18 protein-coding genes and 1 riboswitch are annotated in these 23,382 nt (G+C 66.5%); of the genes, 11 read left to right on the forward strand and 7 right to left on the reverse strand.

Annotation, left to right across the window (positions count from 1 at the left end; genetic code table 11):
• The first annotated feature begins 73 nt into the window (after positions 1 to 73).
• Positions 74 to 1,456, forward strand: coding sequence for an L-serine ammonia-lyase (locus NMB40_RS13090; protein ID WP_217537403.1), 1,383 nt, complete (start codon positions 74 to 76; stop codon positions 1,454 to 1,456).
• Between the two features lie 48 nt (positions 1,457 to 1,504).
• Positions 1,505 to 2,503 (forward strand): alpha/beta fold hydrolase, encoded by a 999-nt coding sequence (locus NMB40_RS13095; protein ID WP_494358680.1) that lies wholly within the window; start codon positions 1,505 to 1,507, stop codon positions 2,501 to 2,503.
• On the opposite strand, the gene NMB40_RS13100 is transcribed toward NMB40_RS13095, so the two are convergent.
• Genes NMB40_RS13100 through metX form a run of 3 tightly spaced genes read right to left on the reverse strand, consistent with a single transcriptional unit; the run spans position 2,466 to position 5,823 of the window.
• Complete coding sequence (locus NMB40_RS13100) at positions 2,466 to 3,557, reverse strand: homoserine dehydrogenase family protein (RefSeq protein WP_494358681.1); 1,092 nt, start codon at positions 3,555 to 3,557, stop codon at positions 2,466 to 2,468. The genes NMB40_RS13095 and NMB40_RS13100 overlap by 38 nt on opposite strands.
• A complete protein-coding gene (locus tag NMB40_RS13105; protein ID WP_494358682.1) occupies positions 3,554 to 4,798 on the reverse strand; it encodes an O-succinylhomoserine (thiol)-lyase in 1,245 nt (414 codons plus the stop codon). Before NMB40_RS13105 ends, NMB40_RS13100 begins: the two co-directional genes overlap by 4 nt.
• The gene (gene metX, locus NMB40_RS13110) at positions 4,795 to 5,823 is read right to left on the reverse strand and encodes a homoserine O-succinyltransferase MetX (protein ID WP_494358683.1); all 1,029 of its coding nucleotides are present in this window, start codon (positions 5,821 to 5,823) and stop codon (positions 4,795 to 4,797) included. Before metX ends, NMB40_RS13105 begins: the two co-directional genes overlap by 4 nt.
• Before the next feature lie 78 nt (positions 5,824 to 5,901).
• Positions 5,902 to 6,021, reverse strand: a riboswitch (SAM riboswitch).
• Between the two features lie 145 nt (positions 6,022 to 6,166).
• On the opposite strand from metX, the gene NMB40_RS13115 reads away from it, so the two are divergent.
• The 4 genes from NMB40_RS13115 to NMB40_RS13130 all read left to right on the forward strand — a co-directional run bounded on the left by NMB40_RS13115 (position 6,167) and on the right by NMB40_RS13130 (position 11,617).
• Positions 6,167 to 7,057, forward strand: coding sequence for a M23 family metallopeptidase (locus tag NMB40_RS13115; RefSeq protein WP_448143343.1), 891 nt, complete (start codon positions 6,167 to 6,169; stop codon positions 7,055 to 7,057).
• Between the two features lie 75 nt (positions 7,058 to 7,132).
• On the forward strand, positions 7,133 to 8,737 hold the full coding sequence (locus tag NMB40_RS13120) for a peptide chain release factor 3 (RefSeq protein WP_494358684.1): 1,605 nt from the start codon (positions 7,133 to 7,135) through the stop codon (positions 8,735 to 8,737).
• A 63-nt stretch (positions 8,738 to 8,800) separates the two neighbouring features.
• Positions 8,801 to 9,433, forward strand: coding sequence for a PAQR family membrane homeostasis protein TrhA (gene trhA, locus NMB40_RS13125; RefSeq protein ID WP_494358685.1), 633 nt, complete (start codon positions 8,801 to 8,803; stop codon positions 9,431 to 9,433).
• 201 nt (positions 9,434 to 9,634) lie between these two features.
• Positions 9,635 to 11,617, forward strand: coding sequence for an AsmA family protein (locus NMB40_RS13130; RefSeq protein WP_494358686.1), 1,983 nt, complete (start codon positions 9,635 to 9,637; stop codon positions 11,615 to 11,617).
• Between the two features lie 162 nt (positions 11,618 to 11,779).
• Here NMB40_RS13130 and NMB40_RS13135 read toward each other — a convergent pair whose 3' ends face one another.
• Genes NMB40_RS13135 through mtgA form a run of 3 tightly spaced genes read right to left on the reverse strand, consistent with a single transcriptional unit; the run spans position 11,780 to position 13,943 of the window.
• On the reverse strand, positions 11,780 to 12,211 hold the full coding sequence (locus NMB40_RS13135) for a CBS domain-containing protein (protein WP_282247596.1): 432 nt from the start codon (positions 12,209 to 12,211) through the stop codon (positions 11,780 to 11,782).
• On the reverse strand, positions 12,171 to 13,190 hold the full coding sequence (locus NMB40_RS13140; RefSeq protein ID WP_282247597.1) for a glycosyltransferase family 2 protein: 1,020 nt from the start codon (positions 13,188 to 13,190) through the stop codon (positions 12,171 to 12,173). The genes NMB40_RS13135 and NMB40_RS13140 overlap by 41 nt, the downstream gene beginning before the upstream one ends.
• Positions 13,191 to 13,193: 3 nt before the next feature.
• On the reverse strand, positions 13,194 to 13,943 hold the full coding sequence (gene mtgA, locus NMB40_RS13145) for a monofunctional biosynthetic peptidoglycan transglycosylase (RefSeq protein ID WP_448143345.1): 750 nt from the start codon (positions 13,941 to 13,943) through the stop codon (positions 13,194 to 13,196).
• An 83-nt stretch (positions 13,944 to 14,026) separates the two neighbouring features.
• Between mtgA and hslO the strand changes: the two genes are divergently transcribed.
• The 3 genes from hslO to NMB40_RS13160 all read left to right on the forward strand — a co-directional run bounded on the left by hslO (position 14,027) and on the right by NMB40_RS13160 (position 19,023).
• Positions 14,027 to 14,920 carry an Hsp33 family molecular chaperone HslO gene (gene hslO, locus NMB40_RS13150; protein ID WP_282247599.1) on the forward strand — a complete coding sequence of 298 codons (894 nt, stop codon included), beginning with the start codon at positions 14,027 to 14,029 and terminating at the stop codon, positions 14,918 to 14,920.
• Positions 14,921 to 15,072: 152 nt separating this feature from the next.
• Positions 15,073 to 15,897, forward strand: coding sequence for an XOO1806 family protein (locus NMB40_RS13155; RefSeq protein ID WP_282247605.1), 825 nt, complete (start codon positions 15,073 to 15,075; stop codon positions 15,895 to 15,897).
• 369 nt (positions 15,898 to 16,266) lie between these two features.
• Positions 16,267 to 19,023 carry a TonB-dependent receptor gene (locus tag NMB40_RS13160; RefSeq protein WP_494358687.1) on the forward strand — a complete coding sequence of 919 codons (2,757 nt, stop codon included), beginning with the start codon at positions 16,267 to 16,269 and terminating at the stop codon, positions 19,021 to 19,023.
• 140 nt (positions 19,024 to 19,163) lie between these two features.
• On the opposite strand, the gene NMB40_RS13165 is transcribed toward NMB40_RS13160, so the two are convergent.
• Positions 19,164 to 19,766 (reverse strand): TetR/AcrR family transcriptional regulator, encoded by a 603-nt coding sequence (locus NMB40_RS13165; RefSeq protein ID WP_068853700.1) that lies wholly within the window; start codon positions 19,764 to 19,766, stop codon positions 19,164 to 19,166.
• A gap of 177 nt (positions 19,767 to 19,943) precedes the next feature.
• Here NMB40_RS13165 and NMB40_RS13170 point away from each other — a divergent pair, with 177 nt between their 5' ends.
• Entirely contained in the window at positions 19,944 to 20,864 is a 921-nt protein-coding gene (locus tag NMB40_RS13170; protein WP_494358688.1) for an alpha/beta fold hydrolase, read from the forward strand.
• Positions 20,861 to 23,338: an acyl-CoA dehydrogenase gene (locus NMB40_RS13175; RefSeq protein WP_282247602.1), complete on the forward strand. Its 2,478-nt coding sequence runs from the start codon at positions 20,861 to 20,863 to the stop codon at positions 23,336 to 23,338. Before NMB40_RS13170 ends, NMB40_RS13175 begins: the two co-directional genes overlap by 4 nt.
• Positions 23,339 to 23,382: the final 44 nt, after the last annotated feature.

Raw genomic sequence — 23,382 nt, forward strand, 5'->3', positions numbered from 1 at the left:
TGCGTTGCAGCCAGGGTCGCGGGCGCGGACAGCATAGAATAGCGCTCCATCCGATACCCGCAGTTTGGCAATCATGGCTGTCAGCACGTTCGACGTTTTCAAGATCGGCATTGGCCCGAGCTCCTCGCACACCGTAGGACCGATGAAGGCCGCCGAACGCTTCGTGCACCGCTGGCTGCTGGACCCGGGCTGCCTGCAGGACGTGGTGCGCATCCGCGCCGACGTGTATGGCTCGCTGGCGTTGACCGGCCGCGGCCACGGTACCGACAAGGCCGTGTTGCTGGGGCTGGAAGGCCAGCGCCCGAACCAGATCGACCCGGACATCATTCCCGGTACGCTCGAGCGGATCCGCAGCAGCAAGCGCATCCGGTTGATGGGCACCCATGAGATCGCCTTCGACGAGAAGCGCGACCTGGGCCTGAACAAGCGCCAGAAGCTGCCCTACCACACCAATGGCATGCGCTTCACCGCCTACGACGCGCAGGACCAGGTGATCGCCACCCGCGACTACTACTCGGTGGGCGGTGGCTTCGTGGTCAACCAGGACGACGCGGCCGATGACCGCATCGTGCCCGATGAAACCCCGCTGCCCTACCCGTTCAAGAGCGGCGACGAGCTGCTCGCGCAGACCGCACGCAGCGGCCTGAGCATTGCCCAGCTGATGTTCGAGAACGAAAAGTGCTGGCGCAGCGAAGACGAGATCCGCGACCAGCTGCGCGAGATCTGGGACGCGATGCAGCAATGCTGCGCCCGCGGCATCCGCCAGGAAGGCACGCTGCCCGGCGGCCTGCACGTGTCGCGCCGCGCACCGGCGCTGTACCGCGAGCTGTCGTCCAAGCCGGAAGCGGCCATGCGTGACCCGCTGACCACGCTGGACTGGGTGAACCTGTACGCGCTGGCGGTCAACGAAGAGAACGCCGCCGGCGGCCGCGTGGTGACCGCACCGACCAATGGCGCGGCCGGCGTGCTGCCGGCCGTGCTGCATTACTTCGACCGCTTCTGCCCCGGCGCCAACGAACAGCGCGTCTTCGACTTCCTGCTCACCTCGGCTGCCATCGGCATCCTGTACAAGGAGAACGCCTCGATTTCCGGCGCCGAAGTCGGCTGCCAGGGTGAAGTGGGCGTGGCCTGTTCGATGGCCGCCGGCGGCCTGGTCGCGGCGCTGGGCGGCAACCCCAGCCAGATCGAGAACGCCGCCGAGATCGGCATGGAACACAACCTGGGCCTGACCTGCGACCCGATCGGCGGCCTGGTACAGATTCCCTGCATCGAGCGCAATGCGATGGGCGCGGTGAAGGCGATCAACGCCTCGCGCATGGCGATGCGTGGCGACGGCAAGCACAAGGTGTCGCTGGACAAGGTCATCAAGACCATGCGCGATACCGGCCGCGACATGCAGGACAAGTACAAGGAAACCAGCCGCGGCGGACTCGCTGTCAACGTCATCGAGTGCTGATCGGCCGCGCAGGCGGTTATCCTCGGGGTTCCCCCACTGGAGACCGCCATGCGCATCCTGGCCGCCGCCCTGCTTGCCTGCCTGCCCCTGACCTCGTTCGCCGCCGATACCTATGATGCGCGCCTGCAGGCCTTCGACTACGGCTGGCCGGTCAAGACCTTCAGCTTCGATTCGCAGCGCCAGCCGCTGGAAATGGCTTACCTTGACGTTCCGCCGGAAGGGGTGCCGATGGCCGGCACCGTGGTGCTGCTGCATGGCAAGAACTTCTGTGCCGGCACCTGGCGCGACACGATCAAGGCGTTGAGCGCGGCCGGCTACCGGGTGATCGCCCCGGACCAGATCGGCTTCTGCAAATCCAGCAAGCCGCTGCGCTACCAGTACTCGTTTGGGCAGCTGGCCGCCAATACCGAAGCGCTGCTGGCCCACCTCAAGCTGGACAGCACCAAGGTCGACTTCGTCGGTCATTCCATGGGCGGCATGCTGGCCACGCGGTTCGCGTTGATGTACCCGCAGCAGCTGCGCCAGCTGGCACTGGTCAATCCGATCGGGCTGGAAGACTGGAAGGCCAAGGGCGTGCCGTGGCGCAGCGTGGATGCGTGGTATGCCAACGAACTGAAGACCAGTTTCGACAGCATCAAGAAGTACCAGCTTGACGTCTACTACAGCGGCCAGTGGACGCCCGAGTACGAACACTGGGCGCGCATGCAGGCCGGCATGTACGCCGGCCCCGGCAAGCAGGCCGTGGCCTGGAGCCAGGCGCTGACCTCGGACATGGTGTTCAACCAGCCGGTGGTATACGAACTTCCCCACGTGCGGGTTCCCACCACGTTGTTCATCGGCCAGAAGGACCGTACCGCGATAGGACGTGACCTGGCATCACCCGCGCTGAAAGCCACCCTGGGCGATTACCCGGCGCTGGGCAAGGCGGCTGCCGCCGCGATTCCAGGAGCGACGCTGGTGAGCTTCGACGACCTGGGGCATTCGCCGCAGGTGCAGGACCCGGAGCGGTTCAACGCGGCGTTGTTGAAGGCGTTGAAGGGCGAGTAATCGACAACACGTCGTCCAGCAATGCTGCGGCGGTGATCTCCGCACCGGCGCCCGGGCCCTGGATCAACAAGGGTTGGGCGTTGTAGCGGTCGCTGTGGATCGCCACGCGGTTGTCGGTCTGCGCGCCGCCGGCCAGCGGGTGGTCCAATGGCACGATGCGCAGCCCGACGCGGGCACCGTCGTGGTCGAATCCACCGATGAAGCGCAGGCAGCCGCCCTGCGCGCGTGCCTGCTGCCAGTGCTGCTGCAGCGGTGCATCCAGCAGTGCCAGCTGTTCGATCGCCTCGGCGGTCGACAGCGCGGCCAGTGCGTCCGGCACCAGCGAAGACACGGCCACCTGTTCGGCACGCAGCGCGATGCCGCTGGCGCGGGCAAGAATCAGGAGTTTGCGGCGCACGTCCTCACCGGACAGGTCCACCCGCGGATCCGGCTCGGTGTACCCGGCGCCAGCTGCCTCGCGCACCCATGCCGAGAACGGACGCTGGCCGTCGTAGTGATGGAACAGCCACGCCAACGACCCCGACAGCACGCCTTCCACCCGGTGGATGCGGTCGCCGCCGGCCACCAGCGCGCGCAGGCTGCTCAACAGCGGCAGCCCTGCACCCACCGTGGCGCTGTCACCGTAACGCGCACCACCGTCCAACCCGCTGCCGGCGATGGCCTGTGCACGCGCCAGCTGCGCGCCCTGCCCCAGCTTGTTGGCGGTCACCACGTGCACGCCGCGCGCCAGCCACTGCTCATGCCAGTTGGCCACATCGTCGCTGGCGGTGGCGTCCACCACCACGTCACCGCGCTGCAGCCCTTCGGCCTCGGCCCAGGGTTGCAGCGCCGGCACCGTGCGCGCGGCATCGTTGGCACTCTCCAGGGCCTGCGCCGGCTGCTGTTCGCAGGCGCGTGCCGTGCGCGAATTGGCCAGCCACGAGAAGTGGGGAAGTTCGATTCCACGCGACTGCAGACTCTGGTAGCGCTGCACGAAGGCGGTACCCACGGTACCGGTGCCCAGCAGCGCCAAACGGCGCGGCGTCGGTCGCGCGAACGGCAGCACCGCGCTCATGCATCCACCTGTTTGCGGCGGGCCAGCTGCGCCTGGCGGTCGATCACCGCCTGCGCGCGTTCCAGGCCTGCCTGCAGGTCCGCGACGAGGTCTTCCGCAGCTTCGATACCCACCGACAGGCGCAGCAACCCTTCGCTGATCCCCGCATGGGCGCGGGCCTCGGCGGTCATCGCCGCATGGGTCATGGTGGCCGGGTGCGCGACCAGGCTCTCCACCCCGCCCAGCGATTCGGCCAGGGTGAAGCAGCGCAGGCCGTCGACGAAGGCGCGCACCGCCGCGTGCGGGTCATCGCCGGGGCACGAGGCCAGCTCGAAGGACAGCATCGCGCCGAAGCCACTCTGCTGGCGCGCGGCGATGGCGTGGCCCGGGTGCGAGGCCAGCCCCGGGTAGTAGACGTTGGCCACCGCATCGCTGGCGGCCAGCAGCTTCACGATGTCGGCGGTGTTTTCCTGGTGCACGCGCAACCGCGCACCGAGCGTGCGCAACCCGCGCAGGGTCAGGAAGGCATCGAACGGCGAACCGGTCAGGCCCAGCGCGTTGGCCCACCACACCAGCTGTTCATGCAGGGCCGGGTCGCGCGCAACCACCGCGCCACCGACCACATCGCTGTGGCCGTTGATGTACTTGGTGGTCGAATGCAGCACCACGTCGGCACCGAAGGCGATCGGCTGCTGCAGCGCCGGCGACAGGAAAGTGTTGTCGACCACCACCTTCGCACCGGCGCGGTGCGCGGCATCGATGACGAAGCGCAGGTCGGTGATGCGCAGCAGCGGGTTGGACGGGGTTTCGATCAACACCAGCGTCGGCGACTGCGCCAGCGCATCGGCCAGCGAGCGCGGATCGGTCAGGTCGGCGGTGACCAGCTGGAAGTGGCCCTTCTTCGCCAAGGCGTTGAACAGGCGCCAGCTGCCGCCGTAGGCGTCGTGCGGCACTACCAGGGTATCGCCCGGTTCCAGCAGCGCGTTGAGCACCAGGTTGATCGCGCCCATGCCGGTGGAGGTGATCACGCCGCCCGCACCGCCTTCGAGTTCGGCCAGCGCCTCGCCCAGCAGGTCGCGGGTGGGGTTGCCGCTGCGAGTGTAGTCGTACTGGCGCTTGTTGCCGAAGCCATCGAAGCTGAAGTTCGACGACAACACGATCGGCGGGGTCACCGCCCCGTGCGCGGTATCGCGATCGATACCGGCGCGCATGGCGGCGGTGACACGGCTACAGGTCGGCTCGGAACCGGCGGACTGGCTCATGCGTTTTCTCCCGGGGTACGAAATGCAGTGGCGAGGATCGCGTCGATGCGATCGGTTTCTTTCAGGAAGGCGTCGTGGCCGTAGGGCGAGCGCAGCACGCGCAGGCTGCCGCGCGGGCCCAGCCCTTCGACCAGGCCGACCAGGTCGGCCAGCGGCACCAGGCGGTCGCCTTCCACGGCCACCACCACGGTGGGCACGCTGATCGCAGCAGGGTCGACGCGGTGCAGGTCGATCGATTCGGACAGGCGCAGGTAGGCTTCCACCGGCGTGCGCGCGACGTACTGCGCACCGGCGGCATCCAGGTAGTCTTCGGCGGCTACGCGGACACGCCCGTTGACCACTTCGGGCGGCGCATCGAAGCGCTCACCGAACTCTTCCGGGGTGCGGTAGCTGAGCATGGCGAACTGCCGGGCCAGCGCCAGGCCGTGGCTTTCGCCGCACTGCAGCTGGCCCAGCGCCACCGCGCGGCGCTGCAGCGCGCGCCAAGCGGCGGCGTAGGGATGCGGGCGATGCGCGCCACTGACCGCGACCAGCTTGGCCAGCCGCTGCGGGTGGCGCACCGCGAACTGCTGGCCCACCAGCGCACCGTAGGAGTAACCCACGAAGCACTGCAGCTGGGCGATGCCGAGGTGATCGAGCAGCAGCGCCAGCGCATCGGCTTGGTCGGCGGTGTCGATCGGCAGGTCCAGGGCGCCATCAGCGCCGATGAAATCAAAGGCCAGGATGCGGCGCGAGGCCGGATCCAGCGTGCGCCCAGCGGCCACCAGCCCTTCGGCCCAGCCCTTCTCCGGGAACTCGGCATTGGCGGCCACGTGCCGGTGTGCGGAAATGCCACCGGCCAGCACCACCACCGGTGCCTCGTCACGGCCCACCAGTTCGTAGCGCAGACGCACCGGGCGTGCCCCACCATGGCGCATCGACAGGATCGCGGCGATCTCGCCGCGCACGGCGCGGCGCCCGGCATCAACCGGAACGCTCAAGGGGGCGAAGGAGTCGGAAGCAACGGCGGCGGTGGCGAAACTCATGGCGATATCCCGAAGAGGAAAACGGCCATCGAGCTTTCGCGGAGCTCGCGTTCGAAGCGCACGTAGGGTGCACGGTTCGAACCATCTTTCGGAAGACACCACGGTCCCCGCAGGATTTGGCACCTACGCAGGTCGCTTTCGCGCCTGCGGGCTGCCCCGGCTTCAAAGGGCCTGTCCCTCTGCCGGTCTCGATGGTGGAGCCACGATGCCAGCACATTCCGGCCATGTCAATCCTTTCATCTGGATGAAGCGATATAGTTTTTTCTCATCAGGCCGAAGCGCCCCTCTTTCCTGAACGAACGCGGTTGCGTAGAGTCCGCGCACCCTCACTGGAAGTCTGCTGATGCGCCGGATCCTGCTGCTGTCCCTGCTGGCGTGCCCATTCATGACGCTGGCCGCACCGCCGAACGGTGGAGCGGACTGGCGCACCGGCTGGGGCCTGGTGCGCCCCGCCGACGAAGCGCCGCAGGGAGCCCGGGCCGGCACACTGGCCTCGGTCAAGCTCGAAGGAGGTGCCGCGTACTGGCAGGCGCGGGTCGACAACCACCTCACCGGCCCGGTGCAGATCGCCCTGCGCCAGGACCTCGGCGCCGCGCTGCTGCCGGGACTGCCCCTGCAGACCGTGCTGCCCGGGTCGGCCAGCGTGGTGGTGGCGCGGCTGCAGCTGCCGCCGGATACCGAACGCCTGAACCTGCTGCTGGACGCCGTCCCGGGCGACCCGGCTGCGCGACCGCAGGACGTGGCCTACCAGCTCCCGTTCGATGCCCGCCGGTTCCAGGTCAGCCAGGCGCCGCAGGGCCGTTTCAGCCACAACGACCCTGAAAACCGCGACGCCGTGGACTTCGCCCTGGCCGAAGGCACCCCGGTGCTGGCCGCCCGGGCCGGCAAGGTGATGCAGGTGCAGGGCAACTTCAGCGGCAACGGACAGGATCCAGCCCGCGACCGCGACCGCGCCAACTTCATCCGGGTCCTGCATGAAGACGGCAGCATGGCCGTGTACGCCCACCTGCGCGAAAACGGGGTCCTGGTGCGCAGCGGGCAGCGGGTCGAAGCCGGCCAACGCATCGGCGTGTCGGGCAACACCGGCTACAGCACGGCCCCGCACCTGCATTTCGTGGTGCAGGTCAATGCCGGCATGCAGCTGCGCTCGATTCCGGTTCGCATCGTGGCCCCCCAGGGCGAGCTGCACTTCGCGCGTGAACAGGCCGACGGCGGCGACGCGGCCAGCCACTGACCCGCCGGGCGGGACGGCCCGGTATACTGGCGGGCTTATCTCCATGAGAAGCGCCCCGGGCGGGCGCGTCACGCCATGTCCGAAGTCGCTACCGAAGCTGCGCGCCGCCGCACCTTCGCCATCATTTCCCACCCTGACGCCGGCAAGACCACGCTGACCGAAAAGCTGCTGCTGTTCGGCGGTGCAATCCAGATGGCCGGTTCGGTCAAGGGCCGCAAGGCGGCGCGCCATGCCACCTCGGACTGGATGGCACTGGAAAAGGAGCGCGGCATCTCGGTCACCTCGTCGGTGATGCAGTTCCCGTACGAAGGCAAGATCGTCAACCTGCTCGACACCCCCGGCCACGCCGACTTCGGCGAGGACACCTACCGCGTGCTCACCGCGGTGGACTCGGCGCTGATGGTGATCGACGTGGCCAAGGGCGTGGAAGAGCGCACGATCAAGCTGATGGAGGTGTGCCGCCTGCGCGACACCCCGATCATGACCTTCATCAACAAGCTCGACCGCGAAGGCAAGGAACCGATCGACCTGCTGGACGAGGTGGAGAGCGTGCTGGGCATCCAGTGCGCGCCGGTCACCTGGCCGATCGGCATGGGGCAGCGCCTGAAGGGCGTGGTCCACCTGATCAGCGGCGAAGTGCACCTGTACGAACAGGGCCGCAACTTCACCCGGCAGGATTCAACCATTTTCCCGTCGATCGATTCGCCGGGCCTGGCCGAAAAGATCGGCGAGGGCATGCTGGCCGAACTGCGCGATGAACTGGAACTGGTGCAGGGCGCCAGCCACGCGTTCGATCTTGAGGCCTACCTGGCCGGCAAGCAGACGCCGGTGTTCTTCGGTTCGGGCGTGAACAACTTCGGCGTGCAGCCGCTGCTGGACTTCTTCGTCGAGCATGCACCGTCGCCGCAGGCCCGCGCCACCACCGGGCGGGTAATCGCGCCGCAGGAAAACAAGCTGACCGGCTTCGTCTTCAAGATCCAGGCCAACATGGACCCGCAGCACCGCGACCGCGTGGCGTTCATGCGGGTGTGTTCGGGCCGCTTCGTGGCGGGCATGAAGACCTTCCACGTTCGCACGGGCAAGGAAATGAAGCTGGCCAACGCGCTGACCTTCATGGCCAGCGACCGTGAAATCGCCGCTGAAGCCTGGCCGGGCGATGTGATCGGCATCCACAACCACGGCACCATTTCCATCGGCGACACGTTCACCGAAGGCGAAGCGGTCAGCTTCACCGGCATTCCGAACTTCGCGCCGGAACTGTTCCGCCGCGCGCGCCTGCGTGATCCGCTCAAGCTCAAGCAGCTGCAGAAGGGCCTGGCGCAGCTGTCCGAGGAAGGTGCCACGCAGTTCTTCCGCCCGCTGATGAGCAACGACCTGATCCTGGGCGCGGTGGGTGTGCTGCAGTTTGACGTGGCCGCCTACCGGCTGAAGGACGAGTACGGCGTGGAAGCCACCTTCGAGCCGGTCAGCGTGACCACGGCGCGCTGGGTGACCTGCAACGATGCGAAGAAGCTGGAAGAGTTCCGCGAGAAGAACGCGGGCAACCTCAGCATCGATGCGGCCGGCCAGCTGGTCTACCTGGCGCCGACCCGGGTCAACCTGCAGCTGGCGCAGGAACGCGCGCCGGACGTGCGCTTCGCGGCCACCCGCGAGGCAGCGCACAGCGTGTCGGTCGCCTGACCCGGCGAAACCGGCGATGATAGGGGGGAGCGGGCTCCCCCTCCCCGCGCGACGATCATCGCCATGACCTCTGTTGCTTCCGTACGTGAAGAAATCGCCAGCGCCCTGACCCACGGGCTGGGCGCGGTGGCGGCACTGGCCGCCAGCGCGGTGCTGATCACCCTCGCCGCGATCCATGGCGACGCCTGGCAGCTGGCCAGCGCGATCGTGTTCGGCGTGGCCCTGCTGCTGCTCTACACCGCGTCGACCCTCTACCACGCGATCCAGCACCCGATCGCCAAGGGCCGCCTGAAGGTGTTCGACCACTGCGCGATCTACCTGCTGATCGCGGGCACCTATACCCCATTCACCCTGATCGGCCTGCGCGGCCCGTGGGGCTGGGGCATGTTCACCGCGATCTGGGCGCTGGCACTGGCGGGGGTGATCTTCAAACTGTTCTTCACCGGCCGCTTCAAGCTGCTCTCCACGATCATCTACATCGCGATGGGCTGGATGGTGCTGGTGGCGATCAAGCCGATGTGGTCCCACATCGACGGCTGGACGCTCGGCTGGCTGTTCGCCGGCGGCCTGTCCTACACGCTGGGCACCTACTTCTACCACCGCGAGTCCATCCCCTACTCCCACGCGATCTGGCACCTGTTCGTCATCGGCGGCAGCGTTTGTCACTTCGTAGCGGTAACCGCGCAGGTGCTGTAGCACCGGCGCGGTTTCCGCTACGAAGTGACACCCAATCCTGCTGCGCAGGATCGGGCCCCGTGGGCATGCCACCTATCCCCGCGCCTGTCGGCGCGCCCCCTTAACAGAAGGGGGCTTGCACGTTCTGCAGGATCACCTCGCTGACGCATCGCTTACGTAAGCTTCGCGTTACGTGCACGATGAACGGGCAAGGATGGGCGGGTGAATACCGTCACCGCGCCTACGCCTGATACGCCTTCCTCCCGCTCACGCTGGCGTCTGCGCCGCCCCGGCAAGCGCGGGCAACGCTGGCTGGCCGTGCTGGTGTTCCTGTTTGCGCTGATCCTGCTGGTGATCGCGCTGTGGGACTGGAACTGGTTCAAAGGCCCCGTCGAACGCGCCGTGCAGGCCAAGACCGGGCGCGAATTCCACATCGGCGGCAATCTGGATGTCGATCTCGGGCGCACCCTTACCGTGCGTGCCGATGGCCTGACCTTCGCCAATGCCGAATGGTCCAAGACCCCGCGCATGGCGAGCGCCGACCGCGCTGAAATCGATCTGCGCGCCTGGCCCCTGCTGCGCGGGCAGATCCGCATTCCCGAAATCCGGCTTACCCGACCCGACCTGCTGCTTGAAACCGCGCCCGGCAAGGACCAGCCCGGCAACTGGGATTTTCTTGGCCCCAGCGATGGCGAACCGCCCGTGCTGCAGCGACTGCTGGTTGACGATGGCCGCCTGAAATTCCTCGACGCCGCCGGGAAAACGGACATCCTGGTCGCCATCACCAGCGGCAAACCCCGCAATGCCGACAGCGCACCGCCGCTGATGGTCAGCGGCAAGGGCCGCTGGCAGGGCAATCCGTTCACGCTTGCTGGCAATACCGAATCTCCGCTGGAACTGACCAACAGCGACCATCCGTTCCGCATCCATCTCGATGGCCGCGCCGGCAATACCCGTGCCATCGCCAGCGGCACCCTGACCAACCCCTTTGCGCTGCGCACCTTCGATCTGGATTTCGCGTTGAGCGGCCAGGACATGGAAGACCTGTATCCACTGGTCGGGCTGGCCATTCCCTCGACCCCGCCCTATCGCCTGAAAGGTCGACTCAAGCGCAACAACGATGTCTGGCGGTACGAGAACTTCACCGGTGTCGCCGGTGACAGCGACCTGGGCGGCACCGCACAGATCGACGTCAGTGGCGAGCGGCCGTTCCTCAAGGCCGAGCTGGTGTCCAAGCGGCTGGACTTCGATGACCTCGCCGGTTTTGTCGGCGCGCCGCCCAAGACCGGTGCCGGCGAATCGGCCAATGCCGAACAGAAGGCCAAGGCCGCCGCACTCGCGGTGAAGGCACGCGTGCTTCCGGATACCCCTTATGACCTGAGCAAGCTGCGCGCGATGGACGCCGATGTGCACTGGAAGGCGCAGCGCATCAACTCGCCCGCGCTGCCGCTGGACGACATGGATGCGCACCTGAAACTGGATGATGGCCTGCTGCGCCTGGAGCCGCTCAACTTCGGCGTGGCCGGCGGCGACATCCGCAGCACCATCCGCATGGACGCCCGCACCCCCACCATCGCGACCCAGCTCAAGGCCAGCATCCGCAAGGTGCAGCTGGGTGGGCTGTTCCCCGACGCGAAGCTGGCCGAGCAGGCCTCCGGCGGAATCAGCGGTGAGGTGAACCTCAGTGGCAGCGGCAACTCGATCGCGACCATGCTGGGCAGTTCTGATGGCGCCGTGGCGGTGGGCATCGGCCGCGGCCATGTCGGCAACCTGATCATGGAACTGGCCGGCCTGGACGTGGCCGAGTCGCTGAAGTTCCTGTTCACCGGCGACAAGCAGATTCCGCTGCGCTGCGCGTGGGGCGACTTCGGCGTGAAGCGTGGCCTGATGACGTCGCAGCAGCTGGCGTTCGATACCACCGACACCTTGATCCTCGGCGAAGGCACGGTGGACCTGAAGCAGGAAAAGCTTGACCTGCTGCTGCGTCCACGTCCCAAGGACATCAGCATCCTGGCGCTGCGCTCGCCACTGCGCATCGGCGGTACGTTCAAGGATCCGTCGTTCCGGCCGGACTTCAAGGCGCTGGGCGTGCGCGGCGCAATCGCGCTCACGCTGGGCAGCATTGCCCCGCCGGCGGCACTGCTGGCCACCATTGAAACCGGGCCGGGTGAGGATTCGAATTGTGGCGGTCGTTACGCGAAGTAAAGTCCACGTAGAGCCACGCCCTGCGTGGCTGCTGTTCGTTTCCGCGCACGACCAACCATCGGGGCGGCCGCCCCACTCGCAGAGATGGAAACGCTGCTCTTCGCTTGAACCTGCATCAACCAACGGTCGATGCCTACCGGCGACACCCACGCCACCGGCAGCTCAGCCGGCGACGATGTACTGCTGCAGCTGGTCCAGCTTCTGGGCCTGTTCGTCGATCACCGATTTCACCAGGTCGCCGATGGAGATCACGCCGATCACGCCGCCGCTGTCCACCACCGGCAGGTGGCGGATGCGGTAGTCGGTGACCAGTTGCAGGCAGTGTTCCACCTGCTCCGAGGGCGCCACCGTCACCACCTTGGCGGTCATGATGTCGCTGACCTTCGTCGTCCGCGACGAACGCTCGTGCAGCACGACCTTGCGCGCGTAATCGCGCTCGGACAGGATGCCGACCAGGCTGCGGCCGTCCATCACCAGGACCGCGCCGATGCCTTTGTCGGCCATCAACCGGATCGCGTCGATCACCGCCGATTCCGGGCCTACCGCGAAAACCTCAGGGGACTTGCCTTCCAACAGCTGTCGTACCGTGGTCATCTCGCTGCTCTCCACCGATGGGATGCACGGCCGAGTCTGCCACGAACGGTGCATGCCAGGTGTCAACCAGGTACAACGGCCGCTGCTTGGATTCCTCGTACAGCCGGCCCAGGTACTCCCCGATCAGGCCCAGCGCGATCAGCTGCACCCCGCCCAGGAACAGGATCACCGCCATCATCGTGGGGTAGCCGGCCACCCGGTCACCGTACAGCGCCGCCTTCAGCACCACCCACAGGCCAAACAGGAAAGCCACGCTGGCCGTGGCCATCCCCAGGTAGGTCGCCGCACGCAGCGGTACCGTGGAGAAACTGGTGATGCCTTCCAGCGCGAAGTTCCACAGTTTCCACAAGCCGAACTTGCTGTCGCCCACCATCCGCGCATGCCGGTGATACGGCAACGCGATGCGACGGAAGCCGACCCAGCCGAACAGTCCTTTCATGAACCGGTGGCGTTCACGCAGCTGACCCAGCGCCTGCAGCGCGCGCGGCGACAGCAGGCGGAAGTCCCCGGTATCGGCCGGAATCGGAATCCGCGACATCCGGCCGATCACCCGGTAGAACGCCGCCGCCGTACTGCGCTTGAGCCAGCTCTCGCCATCGCGCACCTGGCGGGTGCCGTAAACGTTGTCATAGCCCTGCCGCCACAGCGCCACGAACTCCGGAATCAACTCCGGCGGATCCTGGCCGTCGGCATCGAGGATCATCACCGCGCCGCCGTCCACGAAATCCAGACCGGCGGTCAGCGCCGCCTCCTTGCCGAAGTTGCGCGACAGGCGCAGCACGCCGACGCAGTCGTCGGCCGCCGCCAGCGCCTGCATCACCTGCCAGGTGGCATCGGTGCTGCCGTCGTCGACGTACACGATGCGGCCCTCGATGCCCTCCAGGCCATCCAGTACCGCGCGCAGGCGCGGCTGCAGCAGCGGCAGTGCCAGCGCTTCGTTGTGGGCCGCGATGACCAGGGTAAGGCGTTCGATTGTCATGGCTCACTCATCCTTCAGATAGGCGCCGCCGCCGAGCTGCCGCGCCTGGCGCTGGATCCAGGCGGCGCGGCGCTGCACGTACGGGCCGGGGCGTGCGGCATCGTACCGGCGCGGGGCCGGCAGCACAGCCGCCAGCCTGGCGCTCTCAGCCGGCGACAGCCGCGCGGCATCCTTGTTCCAGAACTGCTTTGATGCCGCCTGCGCCCCGTAGATGCCGTCACCGAACTCGGCGATGTTGGCGTACATCTCCAGGATGCGCGACTTCGGCCACAGCGTTTCGATCAGCAGCGTGTACCAGACCTCCAGCCCCTTGCGGACCCAGCTGCGGCCCTGCCACAGGAACAGGTTCTTGGCGACCTGCTGGCTGATCGTGCTGGCGCCGCGCAGGCGCCCGCCGCGCGCATTGTGGTCGCGCGCCTTTTCGATGGCCTGCAGGTCGAAGCCGTTGTGTTCGGGAAAGCGCTGGTCTTCGGCCGCCACCAGCGAAATGGGCAGGCTCGGCGCCATCTGGTCGAGGTCGCGCCACTGGTAGTGCAGCCGGTAGCTCCAGTCGCCCTGGCCCAGCGCCTCGCCATAGCGCCACAGCATCACCGTCGACAGCGGCGGGTCGATGAAGCGCAGGACGGCTACCTGCAGCACGCTGCCGGCCACGAACAGCACCGGCAGCCATAGCAGATGCTTCCAGCGCCAGCGGCGCCGGCGGGACGGTTCCAGGCCCGGTTCGGCCTTGTGGTTGCTGCGCTCTGCCCCCATTAGTGGTGCATCCTCTGCTTGCACGGTTGTCGGCGCATTATCCGGCAACACGCCCTCATTACTTAAGCGCAGCCACCGACCCGATGACCGCCCAGACCGATTCCCTTGTCCGTTTCCTGCTTCCCGATGCCGGCGTCCGCGGCGTGCACGTGCACCTCGACGCCAGCTGGCAGCAGATCCTCTCCCATGGCACCTACCCGCCGGCCGCGGCCGAGCTGCTGGGCGAAGCCACTGTCGCCTCGGCCCTGTTCACCGGCCACACCAAGGTCGACGGCCGGCTGTCGATCCAGCTGCGCAGCAACACCGCCATGCGCACGCTGTTTGCCGAGTGCACCGCCGCCGGCACCCTGCGCGGCATCGTCCAGCTGTCCGGCGAAGGCGATGCCCCGCGTGACCTGACCGCACTGGGCGAGGACGCCCTGCTGGCCATCACCATCGAAAATCCCGGGCTGGACCCGCGCGAACCGCAGCGCTACCAGAGCCTGGTCGGGCTGGGCGCGTCCGGAATGGACGAGGCCTTCGAAGACTATTTCCGCCAGTCCGAACAGCTTCCCACCCGCCTGCTGCTGGCGGCCGATGGCGAGCGCGCGGCCGGCCTGCTGCTGCAGAAGCTGCCCGGCGACGAGGGCGATACCGACGGCTGGTCCCGGGCCAGTGCGCTGTTCGAGACCCTGGGCAAACAGGAACTGCTGGACGTGGACGGCACCGACCTCCTGCACCGGTTGTTCCATGAAGAGGCCCCCGAGCTGCTGGGCGAGCGCCCGCTCCGCTTTGCCTGCTCCTGCTCGCGCGAGCGGGTGGAGAGCATGCTGCAGTCGCTGGGCGAAGCCGAGGCCCGGGCCGCCGCCGAGCCGACCGGGGCGGTGGACATCCGTTGCGAATTTTGCGGACGGGAGTATCACTTTCCCTTGACGGAATTCGACATACTGTTCCGCGATGCCGCTGTTTCCTCACCGGCACCTGAACGGCTTCAGTAATCGCCGCGCGAGTTTTGTTCTGGGGAGAACCAAGACTTGTTAAGAATTCATAAACGCCCTAGGATCAGTGTCCCGCTTCGGCGGGAACTTGTGCTCATCACCGCTGTCTGAGAATTCCCATGCGCGCCCTTTTGCGTCTACCACTGGCCCTGATGATTGCCTTCGCCGCGATCCCGGGCGCCTATGCGCAATCCAAGGCCCGCCAGGACAGCACGGTGATTCCGGTCTGGAACAAGGGCAGCGGCAAGGTCGAAGCCCTGCTCTACCTGGAACCCACCGGGGAACAGGCTGCCGGCGCCCGCTGGCACTTCGGGCGCAGTTCGCTGGACGCCGCCTTCGGGCTGTCCTCGGGCGATTCGCTTGGCCTGCTCTGCAACAGCAGCCGCGGCACCAGCATCAGCGGGCTCGCCAGCCATTGCATGCTGGCCAGCCTGGGTGACGAGGACGACAACGCATTGAGTCGCCGGGTCACCGGGACGGCGGCGTTCAACCGCCCCGGCGGCCGCGTCGGCATCACTGCCGGCACCGGCAAGGACACCCTGCCCGCCTGGCTGGCCGGCCCGAACAAGTCGCCGGCGCTGCGCGCCGAGCAGAACGACCTGACCGTGTTCGGCCAGAAGAACATCGGCCGCGAGGGCTTCGTCTCCATTGGCGGGACCTATGCCAAGGCGCGCCTGGTGCCGTTGTCCGACATGTCCCCGGCCCTGGTGGACCGCTGGGACAGCAAGAGCCTCACCCTGGGTGCCGGCTACGGCAACTTCAGCGGCAACATCATCGGCCGCGTGGTCGACGTGCCGGGCCAGCCCGGCAAGTGGGAGGGCCTGGGCGTGGGCCTGACCTGGCGTACCCCCTGGAGCGGCCAGCTCACCGTCGGTGCGGAAAACGTGGTCACCCGCGGCAAGAACCCCTTCGCCCCCCGCAACGAAAGCACCGATGAGGGCACCGTGCCCTACGTGCGGTACGAACAGGACCTCTGAGTCCACCTTCCGATGACCCGGAAAGACCAGAAAAGGCGCGCCAATGGCGCGCCTTTGTCGTTCCAGCGCCCCCGTTGAGATCGCTGAACACGCCAACCTGATACAGAGCGTGACAAAACAACTGCAACTATTTTGCTAACAATTTGTTAACAAATGAGCCATCTGACGCTTATAACCCTCTCAAGGGCCTTGATCCACAAGGACTTTGCCGAATTTCACACAGATCACAGACTTCATTAACGCTACTTTAATTCTTTTGAAGTGGCAGTTACTATCGAGTCAGCCTTGTGGTCTTTGGTGCTCTCTATTGGCACCGCCTGAGGCAAACACCCCAGTGAATACCCAAGATTCCCTTGGAGAGAGAGAGCAATGAACTTTAAGTCCAACAAGCTGCGTGATGCAGTGGTCGTTGCACTGGTCGTCGCGGCCGGCACCGCCACCGCGCAGGCGCAGGAAGCCGCCAATACGACCAACCTGGACCGCATCTCGGTCACCGGTTCGCGCATCAAGAGCACCGACATCGAGACCTCGCAGCCGGTGCTGAGCCTGAGCCGCGCGGACATCGACAAGCAGGGCGTCACCTCGATCGCCGACGTCCTGCAGCGCATCTCCGCCAACGGCGCTGCGCTGAACCGTACCTTCAACAACGGTGGTGACGGTTCCGCCGGCATCAGCCTGCGTAACCTGGGCACCCAGCGTACCCTGGTGCTGGTCAACGGCCGCCGCTGGACCACCGGCCTGGACGGCAGCGTCGACCTGAACACCATTCCGGTGGCCATGGTCGAGCGCATCGACGTGCTGAAGGACGGCGCTTCGACGATCTACGGTTCCGACGCCATCGCCGGCGTGGTGAACATCATCACCAAGAAGGACTTCGACGGCGCGGAAGCCAACTTCTACAAGGGCCAGTACAGCGCGGGCGACGGCGAGCGTGAAGCCGCCGACTTCGTGCTGGGCACCACCACCGACCGCGCGTCGGTGATGATCGGCGCCTCCTACGTCAACGAACGCGAAGTCATGGCCGGTGATCGCAAGATCTCCGCCGGCGGCCCGCCGTTCTTCAGCGGCCAGAGCGGCACCGGCATCCCGGGTTCGTACCTGTTCAATGGCCGTCGTTACGTCGACATCAACGGCGTGCAGACCCCGTTCGTGTCCAACGTGCACGGCTACAACACCGCCCCGGACAACTACCTGCTGACCCCGAACGAGCGCACCTCGCTGTTCGCCTCGGGTTCGTACAACGTCACCGACAACATCACCTTCCGTACGGAAGCGATGTACAACGAGCGTAAGTCCGAGCAGCTGCTGGCCGCCATGCCGGTGACCGGCATGACCCTCAGCGCCGACAGCATGTACAACCCGTACGGCGTCGACCTGACCGGCGTGAACCGTCGTTTCAATGAAACCGGCGGCCGTTCGTTCAACCAGAACGTCAAGAACTGGCACTTCTACGGTGGCTTCGAAGGCTTCTTCGAGTTCGCTGACCGTACCTTCGACTGGGACGTCGGCTACCGTTACGACAAGACCGACCAGAACGACCTGACCTACGGCCTGTTCAACGTGCAGAACCTGGACGCGGCCTACGGCCCGTCGGGTATCGACCCGGTGACCGGCCAGGCCGTCTGCTTCGGCGCCGGTGGTGCGATCATCCCGGGCTGCTCCCCGATCAACCCGCTGGGTCCGGAAGGCTCGATCTCGCAGGCTGCGCTGGACTACACCTCGTTCACCGCGCATGACTCGGCCTCGCAGGTCTCCAAGGGCTACTACGCCAACATCTCCGGCACGATCGTTCCGCTGCCGGCCGGTGACCTGGCCTTCGCAGCCGGTTACGAGTACCGCAAGGAAACCGGTCAGTTCGATCCGGATGCCTTCATCGCCGCTGGCCTGAGCACCGGCAACGGCGCCAGCCCGACCAAGGGTGGTTACGACCTGGACGAGGTCTACCTCGAACTGTCGATCCCGGTGCTGGCTGACCTGCCGGGCGCCAAGCTGCTGGACTTCAGCGTGGCCACGCGCTACTCGAAGTACAGCAACTTCGGTAACACCACCAACAACAAGTTCGGGTTCCGCTGGAAGCCGATCGACGACCTGATGATCCGCGGTAACTACTCGGAAGGCTTCCGCGCGCCGAGCATCAACGACCTGTTCCGTGGCGACACCGATTCGTTCGAAACCTACGCCGATCCCTGCGCCGCGGCCAACAACCCGACCGGTGGCGTGCTGGCCCAGTGCCAGGCCCAGGGCGTGCCGGCTGGCCTGGTCCAGCCGAACACCGATGGCGAGCCGGGTCCGCTGCAGACTGCCGAGCCGTTCACCTGGCAGTCCAACCCGAACCTGAAGCCGGAAACCTCGACCAGCAAGACGCTGGGCCTGGTGTGGAGCCCGAGCTTCGTGACCGGCCTGAACGTCACGCTGGACTGGTGGCAGATCGAAATCGAAGACTCGATCACCCGTCCGTCGATCGACGACATCATGAGCCGTTGCTACGGCGGTACGCCGCAGGAACAGGCCCAGTACTGCCCGCTGATCATTCGTGACCCGAACTACGGCGCGACCAACGAGCACTACGCGATCGTCAACGTCAACATGCCGCTGCTCAACCTGTCCTCGTACAACGTGGAAGGCTGGGACCTGGGCGTTGCGTACCGTCTGCCGGAAACCTCGTTCGGCCAGTTCACCGTTACCTGGGACAGCACCTACCTGAGCAAGTGGGAAACCAAGGCCACCGAAGACTCCGCAGTCGACGGCCGCCAGGGTGACTACCTGAACCAGGATCCGTACTGGCGCATCCGTTCCAACCTGTACGTGGACTGGACCCTGGGCGATTTCGGCATCAACTACGGCCTGCGCTACAAGTCCGGCCTGACCGAATCGTGCCTGCTGGGCCCGGCGACCCGCGGTTACTGCTCGGATCCGGACAACCAGAAGAACCACATCGGTGCGACCACCTACCACGACGTCCAGTTCCGCTACAACACCCCGTGGAACGGCACCGTCATGCTGGGTCTGAACAACGTGTGGGACAAGCAGCCGCCGGTCTCCTACTCGGTGTCGTACAACATGTTCGACCCGCAGTACGACCTGCCGGGCCGCTACTACTACGTGCAGTACAAGCAGAAGTTCTGATCGATCCACTGATCGGTACCTGATGCAGCAACGGCCCCGAAAGGGGCCGTTGTTTTTTGTGCCGGCGCTGCGTTCGGCACCATCTTCCACGCATGAAAAAGGCCGCATTCCGCGGCCTTTTCGCTACCTGTGCACTGCGCTCAACCGATCGGGATCAGCGTCTCGATCACATGCTCAACATACGCTTCGAAATCCTCGCGCGCCGGCTTGGGCTGCTGCAGCTGCAGCGACAGCTGCAGGAAGCCCACGTAAGCCGCGTAGGCCAGCCGCGCACGATGCTGCGCATCGGTACGGCTCAACCCGGCCTGGCGGAACGAGGCCACCAGGTACTCCAGGCGACGATGCGACACGCGGTCGATCACCGGGCGTACCATCGGATGGTCCAGCGCCTTGAGCAGTTCGCTGTAGATGATGTGCGGCTGCACTTCGTGCGCCACCACCTGGAACAGCTGGCGCAGGCGTGCGCGCGGATCCGGCACGTCTTCCAGGCTGCCGAACACCTGTTCCTGTTCGAACAGCTCCCAACGCTCCAGCGCCGCCTGCAGCAGCGCATCGCGCGAGGGGAAATGCCAGTAGAAACTGCCCTTGGTCACGCCCAGGCGCCGCGCCAGCGGCTCCACCGCCACCGCGCCCACACCCTGTTCAGCGATGAGATCCAAGGCGGCCTGCGCCCAGTCTTCCGCGCTCAGGCGGCTGTTGCGGCCGGCACGGGGCTCGCCGGCGGAAGCTTCAGGTTCATTCATGCGCTGATTTAACCATACGCCGGGGTCGGTTTGTGTGGAATTGCCCGAAACCGCGGCTGTAAAACCCTGTGCTGTAGGGCCCGCCCCCGGTAGAGCCACGCCCTGCGTGGCTGCCTGGGCGTGCCAACCATACTAGAGAGTATTGACATGCCCAAAGCCAGGTCCATACTAACAAGTATGGTAACCCCGACCCCTCTCCCGCCCGCCACCACTGACGAGCGCCTCACCGCAGCGCACGACGCCGTGCTGGCGGCAACCCGCTCGGCCCCCGGCCGCCGCGGCACCGTGCTGTTCGCCCACGGTTTCGGCCAGACCCGGCACGCCTGGACCGCCTCCGCGCAGTCGCTGGCCGCGGCCGGCTACCAGACGCTGGCCTACGACGCGCGCGGCCACGGCGATTCGGATTGGAACCCGGCGACGCTGGCGTACCACGGCGAGCAGTTTGCCGATGACCTGATCGTGCTGGCCGGCGAACAACCGCAGCCGCCGATCCTGGTGGCCGCGTCGATGGGCGGGCTGTTCGGCCTGCTTGCCGAAGCCCGCTGGCCCGGCCTGTTCTCGGCGATGGTGCTGGTGGACATCACCCCGCGCTGGGACACCGCCGGGGTCGAGAAGATCCTGATGTTCATGACCGCGCATCCGGAAGGATTCGCCTCGTTGGAACAGGCGGCCGACGTGATCTCGGCCTACCTGCCGCACCGCCCGCGCAAGTCGGAAGATTCACTGCGCGCGTTGCTGCGCGAAGATGGCCATGGCCGTTGGCGCTGGCATTGGGACCCGCGCCTGGTTGCCGAACTGGCGCGCGACAGCGAACAGCACCAGGATGCGCTTGCAGAAGCAGCGCGCCAGGTGAAATGCCCGGTGCTGCTGGTCAGCGGCGGGCGCAGCACCCTGGTCACCCCGCAAACGGTGGCCGAATTCCTGGCGTTGGTGCCGCACGCACGCCACGTGCAGTTGCCGGAGGCCACGCATATGGTCGCCGGCGACGACAACAACGCCTTTACCGCTACTGTGTTGGACTATCTGGACGTGTTGCCCTCGGCCTCCGCCGTGGCACAGTCCGCCACAACCGAGCACGTCACCGGAGCACGCTCATGAGCATTGTCGTTCCCTTCCTCGCCATCCTGCTGGCAGGCGCCATCGTCGCCTACCATCGGATGCGGCTGATCACCTGGACGCTCGTCAGCCTGGTGCTGCTGGCTGCCTGCTGGTTCGTTCCCTACATCAACCAGACCGCCACGATCGTGGCTGCGGCCATTGTTGCCGTCATCGCCGTGCCGCTGCTGCTGCCGTTCATCCGCAAGCCGCTGCTGACCGCGCCGATGATGAAGGTGTTCCGCAAGGTGCTGCCGCCGCTGTCGCAGACCGAACGCATCGCGCTGGAAACCGGCTCGGTAGGCTTCGAAGGCGAGCTGTTCACCGGCGACCCGGACTGGAACAAGCTGCTGAACTACCCCAAGCCGCAGCTCACCGCCGAAGAACAGGCCTTCCTGGATGGCCCGGTGGAAGAACTGTGCGCGATGGTCAATGACTGGGAAATCACCCACGTCTACGCCGACCTGCCGCCGGACATGTGGGCCTTCATCAAGAAGAACAAATTCTTCGGCATGATCATTCCGAAGGAATACGGTGGCCTGGGCTTCAGCGCGCTGGCCCACCACAAGGTCATCCAGAAGCTGGCATCGGTGTCGAGCGTGGTCAGCTCCACCGTCGGCGTGCCCAACTCGCTGGGCCCGGGCGAACTGCTGGTGCATTACGGCACCCAGGAACAGAAGGACCAGTACCTGCCGCGCCTGGCCGATGGCCGCGAAGTGCCGTGCTTCGGCCTGACCGGTCCGTTCGCCGGTTCGGATGCGACCTCGATTCCCGATTACGGCATTGTCTGCAAGGGCGAGTGGAACGGCGAGCAGGTGCTCGGCGTCAAGCTCACCTTCGACAAGCGCTACATCACCCTGGCCCCGGTCGCGACGCTGATCGGCATGGCCTTCCGCATGTACGACCCGGACGGCCTGATCGGCCCGACCCGGGACATCGGCATCACCCTGGGCCTGCTGCCGCGCGACACCGCCGGCGTTGAAATCGGCCGCCGCCACTTCCCGCTCAACTCGACCTTCCAGAACGGTCCGATCCGCGGCAAGGAAGTGTTCATTCCGCTCACCCAGCTGATCGGCGGTGCCGAGAAGGCCGGCAAGGGCTGGAACATGCTCAACGAGTGCCTGGCCGTGGGCCGCTCGATCACCCTGCCCTCCACCGCCAGTGGCGGTGCCAAGGCCGGCGCGGTGGTCACCGGTGCCTATGCGCGCATCCGCAAGCAGTTCGGCCTGTCGGTCGGCCGCTTCGAAGGCGTGGAAGAAGCGCTGGCCCGCATCGGCGGCAAGGCCTACGCGATCAGCGCGCTGTGCCAGGCCACCGCCGCGGCGGTGGACCGTGGCGACGTACCGTCGGTGCCGTCGGCGATCGCCAAGTACCACTGCACCACCATGAGCCGTGAGGTGATCTCGGATGTCATGGACGTGATCGGCGGCAAGGGCATCATCCTGGGGCCGCGCAACTTCGCCGGCCGCAGCTGGCAGGCCGCGCCGATCGCGATCACGGTGGAAGGCGCCAACATCATGACCCGCAGCCTGCTGATCTTCGGCCAGGGTGCGATCCTCTGCCACCCGTGGGTGCTGCAGGAAATGAAGGCGGCGCAGGATCCAGATACCAAGGCCGGCCTGCAGGCGTTCGACCGCAGCCTGTTCGGGCACATCCGCTTCGGCATTTCCAACGCGGTGCGTTCGTTCTGGCTGGGCCTGACCGGCGCACGCTTCGGCGCCGCCCCGGGCGACGCCTATACCCGCCGCTACTTCCGCAAGCTGGACCGTTACTCGGCCAACCTGGCGCTGATGGCCGACATCTCGATGATGACCCTCGGCGGCAAGCTGAAGTTCAAGGAATCGCTGTCGGGCCGCCTGGGCGACGTGCTGAGCCACGTGTACATGACCAGTGCGATGCTCAAGCGTTACCACGACGAAGGCGCGCCGGTGGCTGACCAGCCGCTGCTGGCCTGGGCGTTCCATGACAGCGTGCACAAGATCGAAGAGTCGCTCTCGGCGGCGCTGCGCAACTTCCCGATCCGTCCGATCGGCTGGCTGATGTGGCTGCTGATCTTCCCGTTCGGCCGCCGTGCCGAAGCGCCGGGCGACCGCCTGGGCCACCGCGTGGCCGCACTGCTGATGGCGCCCAACGAAGCTCGTGACCGCCTGGCCAGTGGCGTGTTCCTGACCCCGTGCGAAAACAACCCGGGTGGCCGCATCAACAGCTACCTGTCCAAGGCGATCATGGCCGAGCCGGTGGAGCGCAAGTTCATCAAGGCGCTCAAGACCAAGGGCATCGAGGCGCTGGACTTCACCGCGCAGCTGGACGAAGCGGTGGCCGAAGGCGTGATCACCCAGGACGAGCGCACGCTGCTGGAAGAGCTGCGCACGCTGACGATGGACACCATCACGGTGGACGACTTCGAGCCGCACGAACTGCGTTCGGCCAGCTACTACGACCGCGAACGCAAGGACGCCCAGTCGCAGGCAGCGTAACGGCTGCGCATGCATGAACGACAACGGCGGACTTCGGTCCGCCG

This window comes from Stenotrophomonas sp. FBCC-B152, from assembly GCF_059134105.1.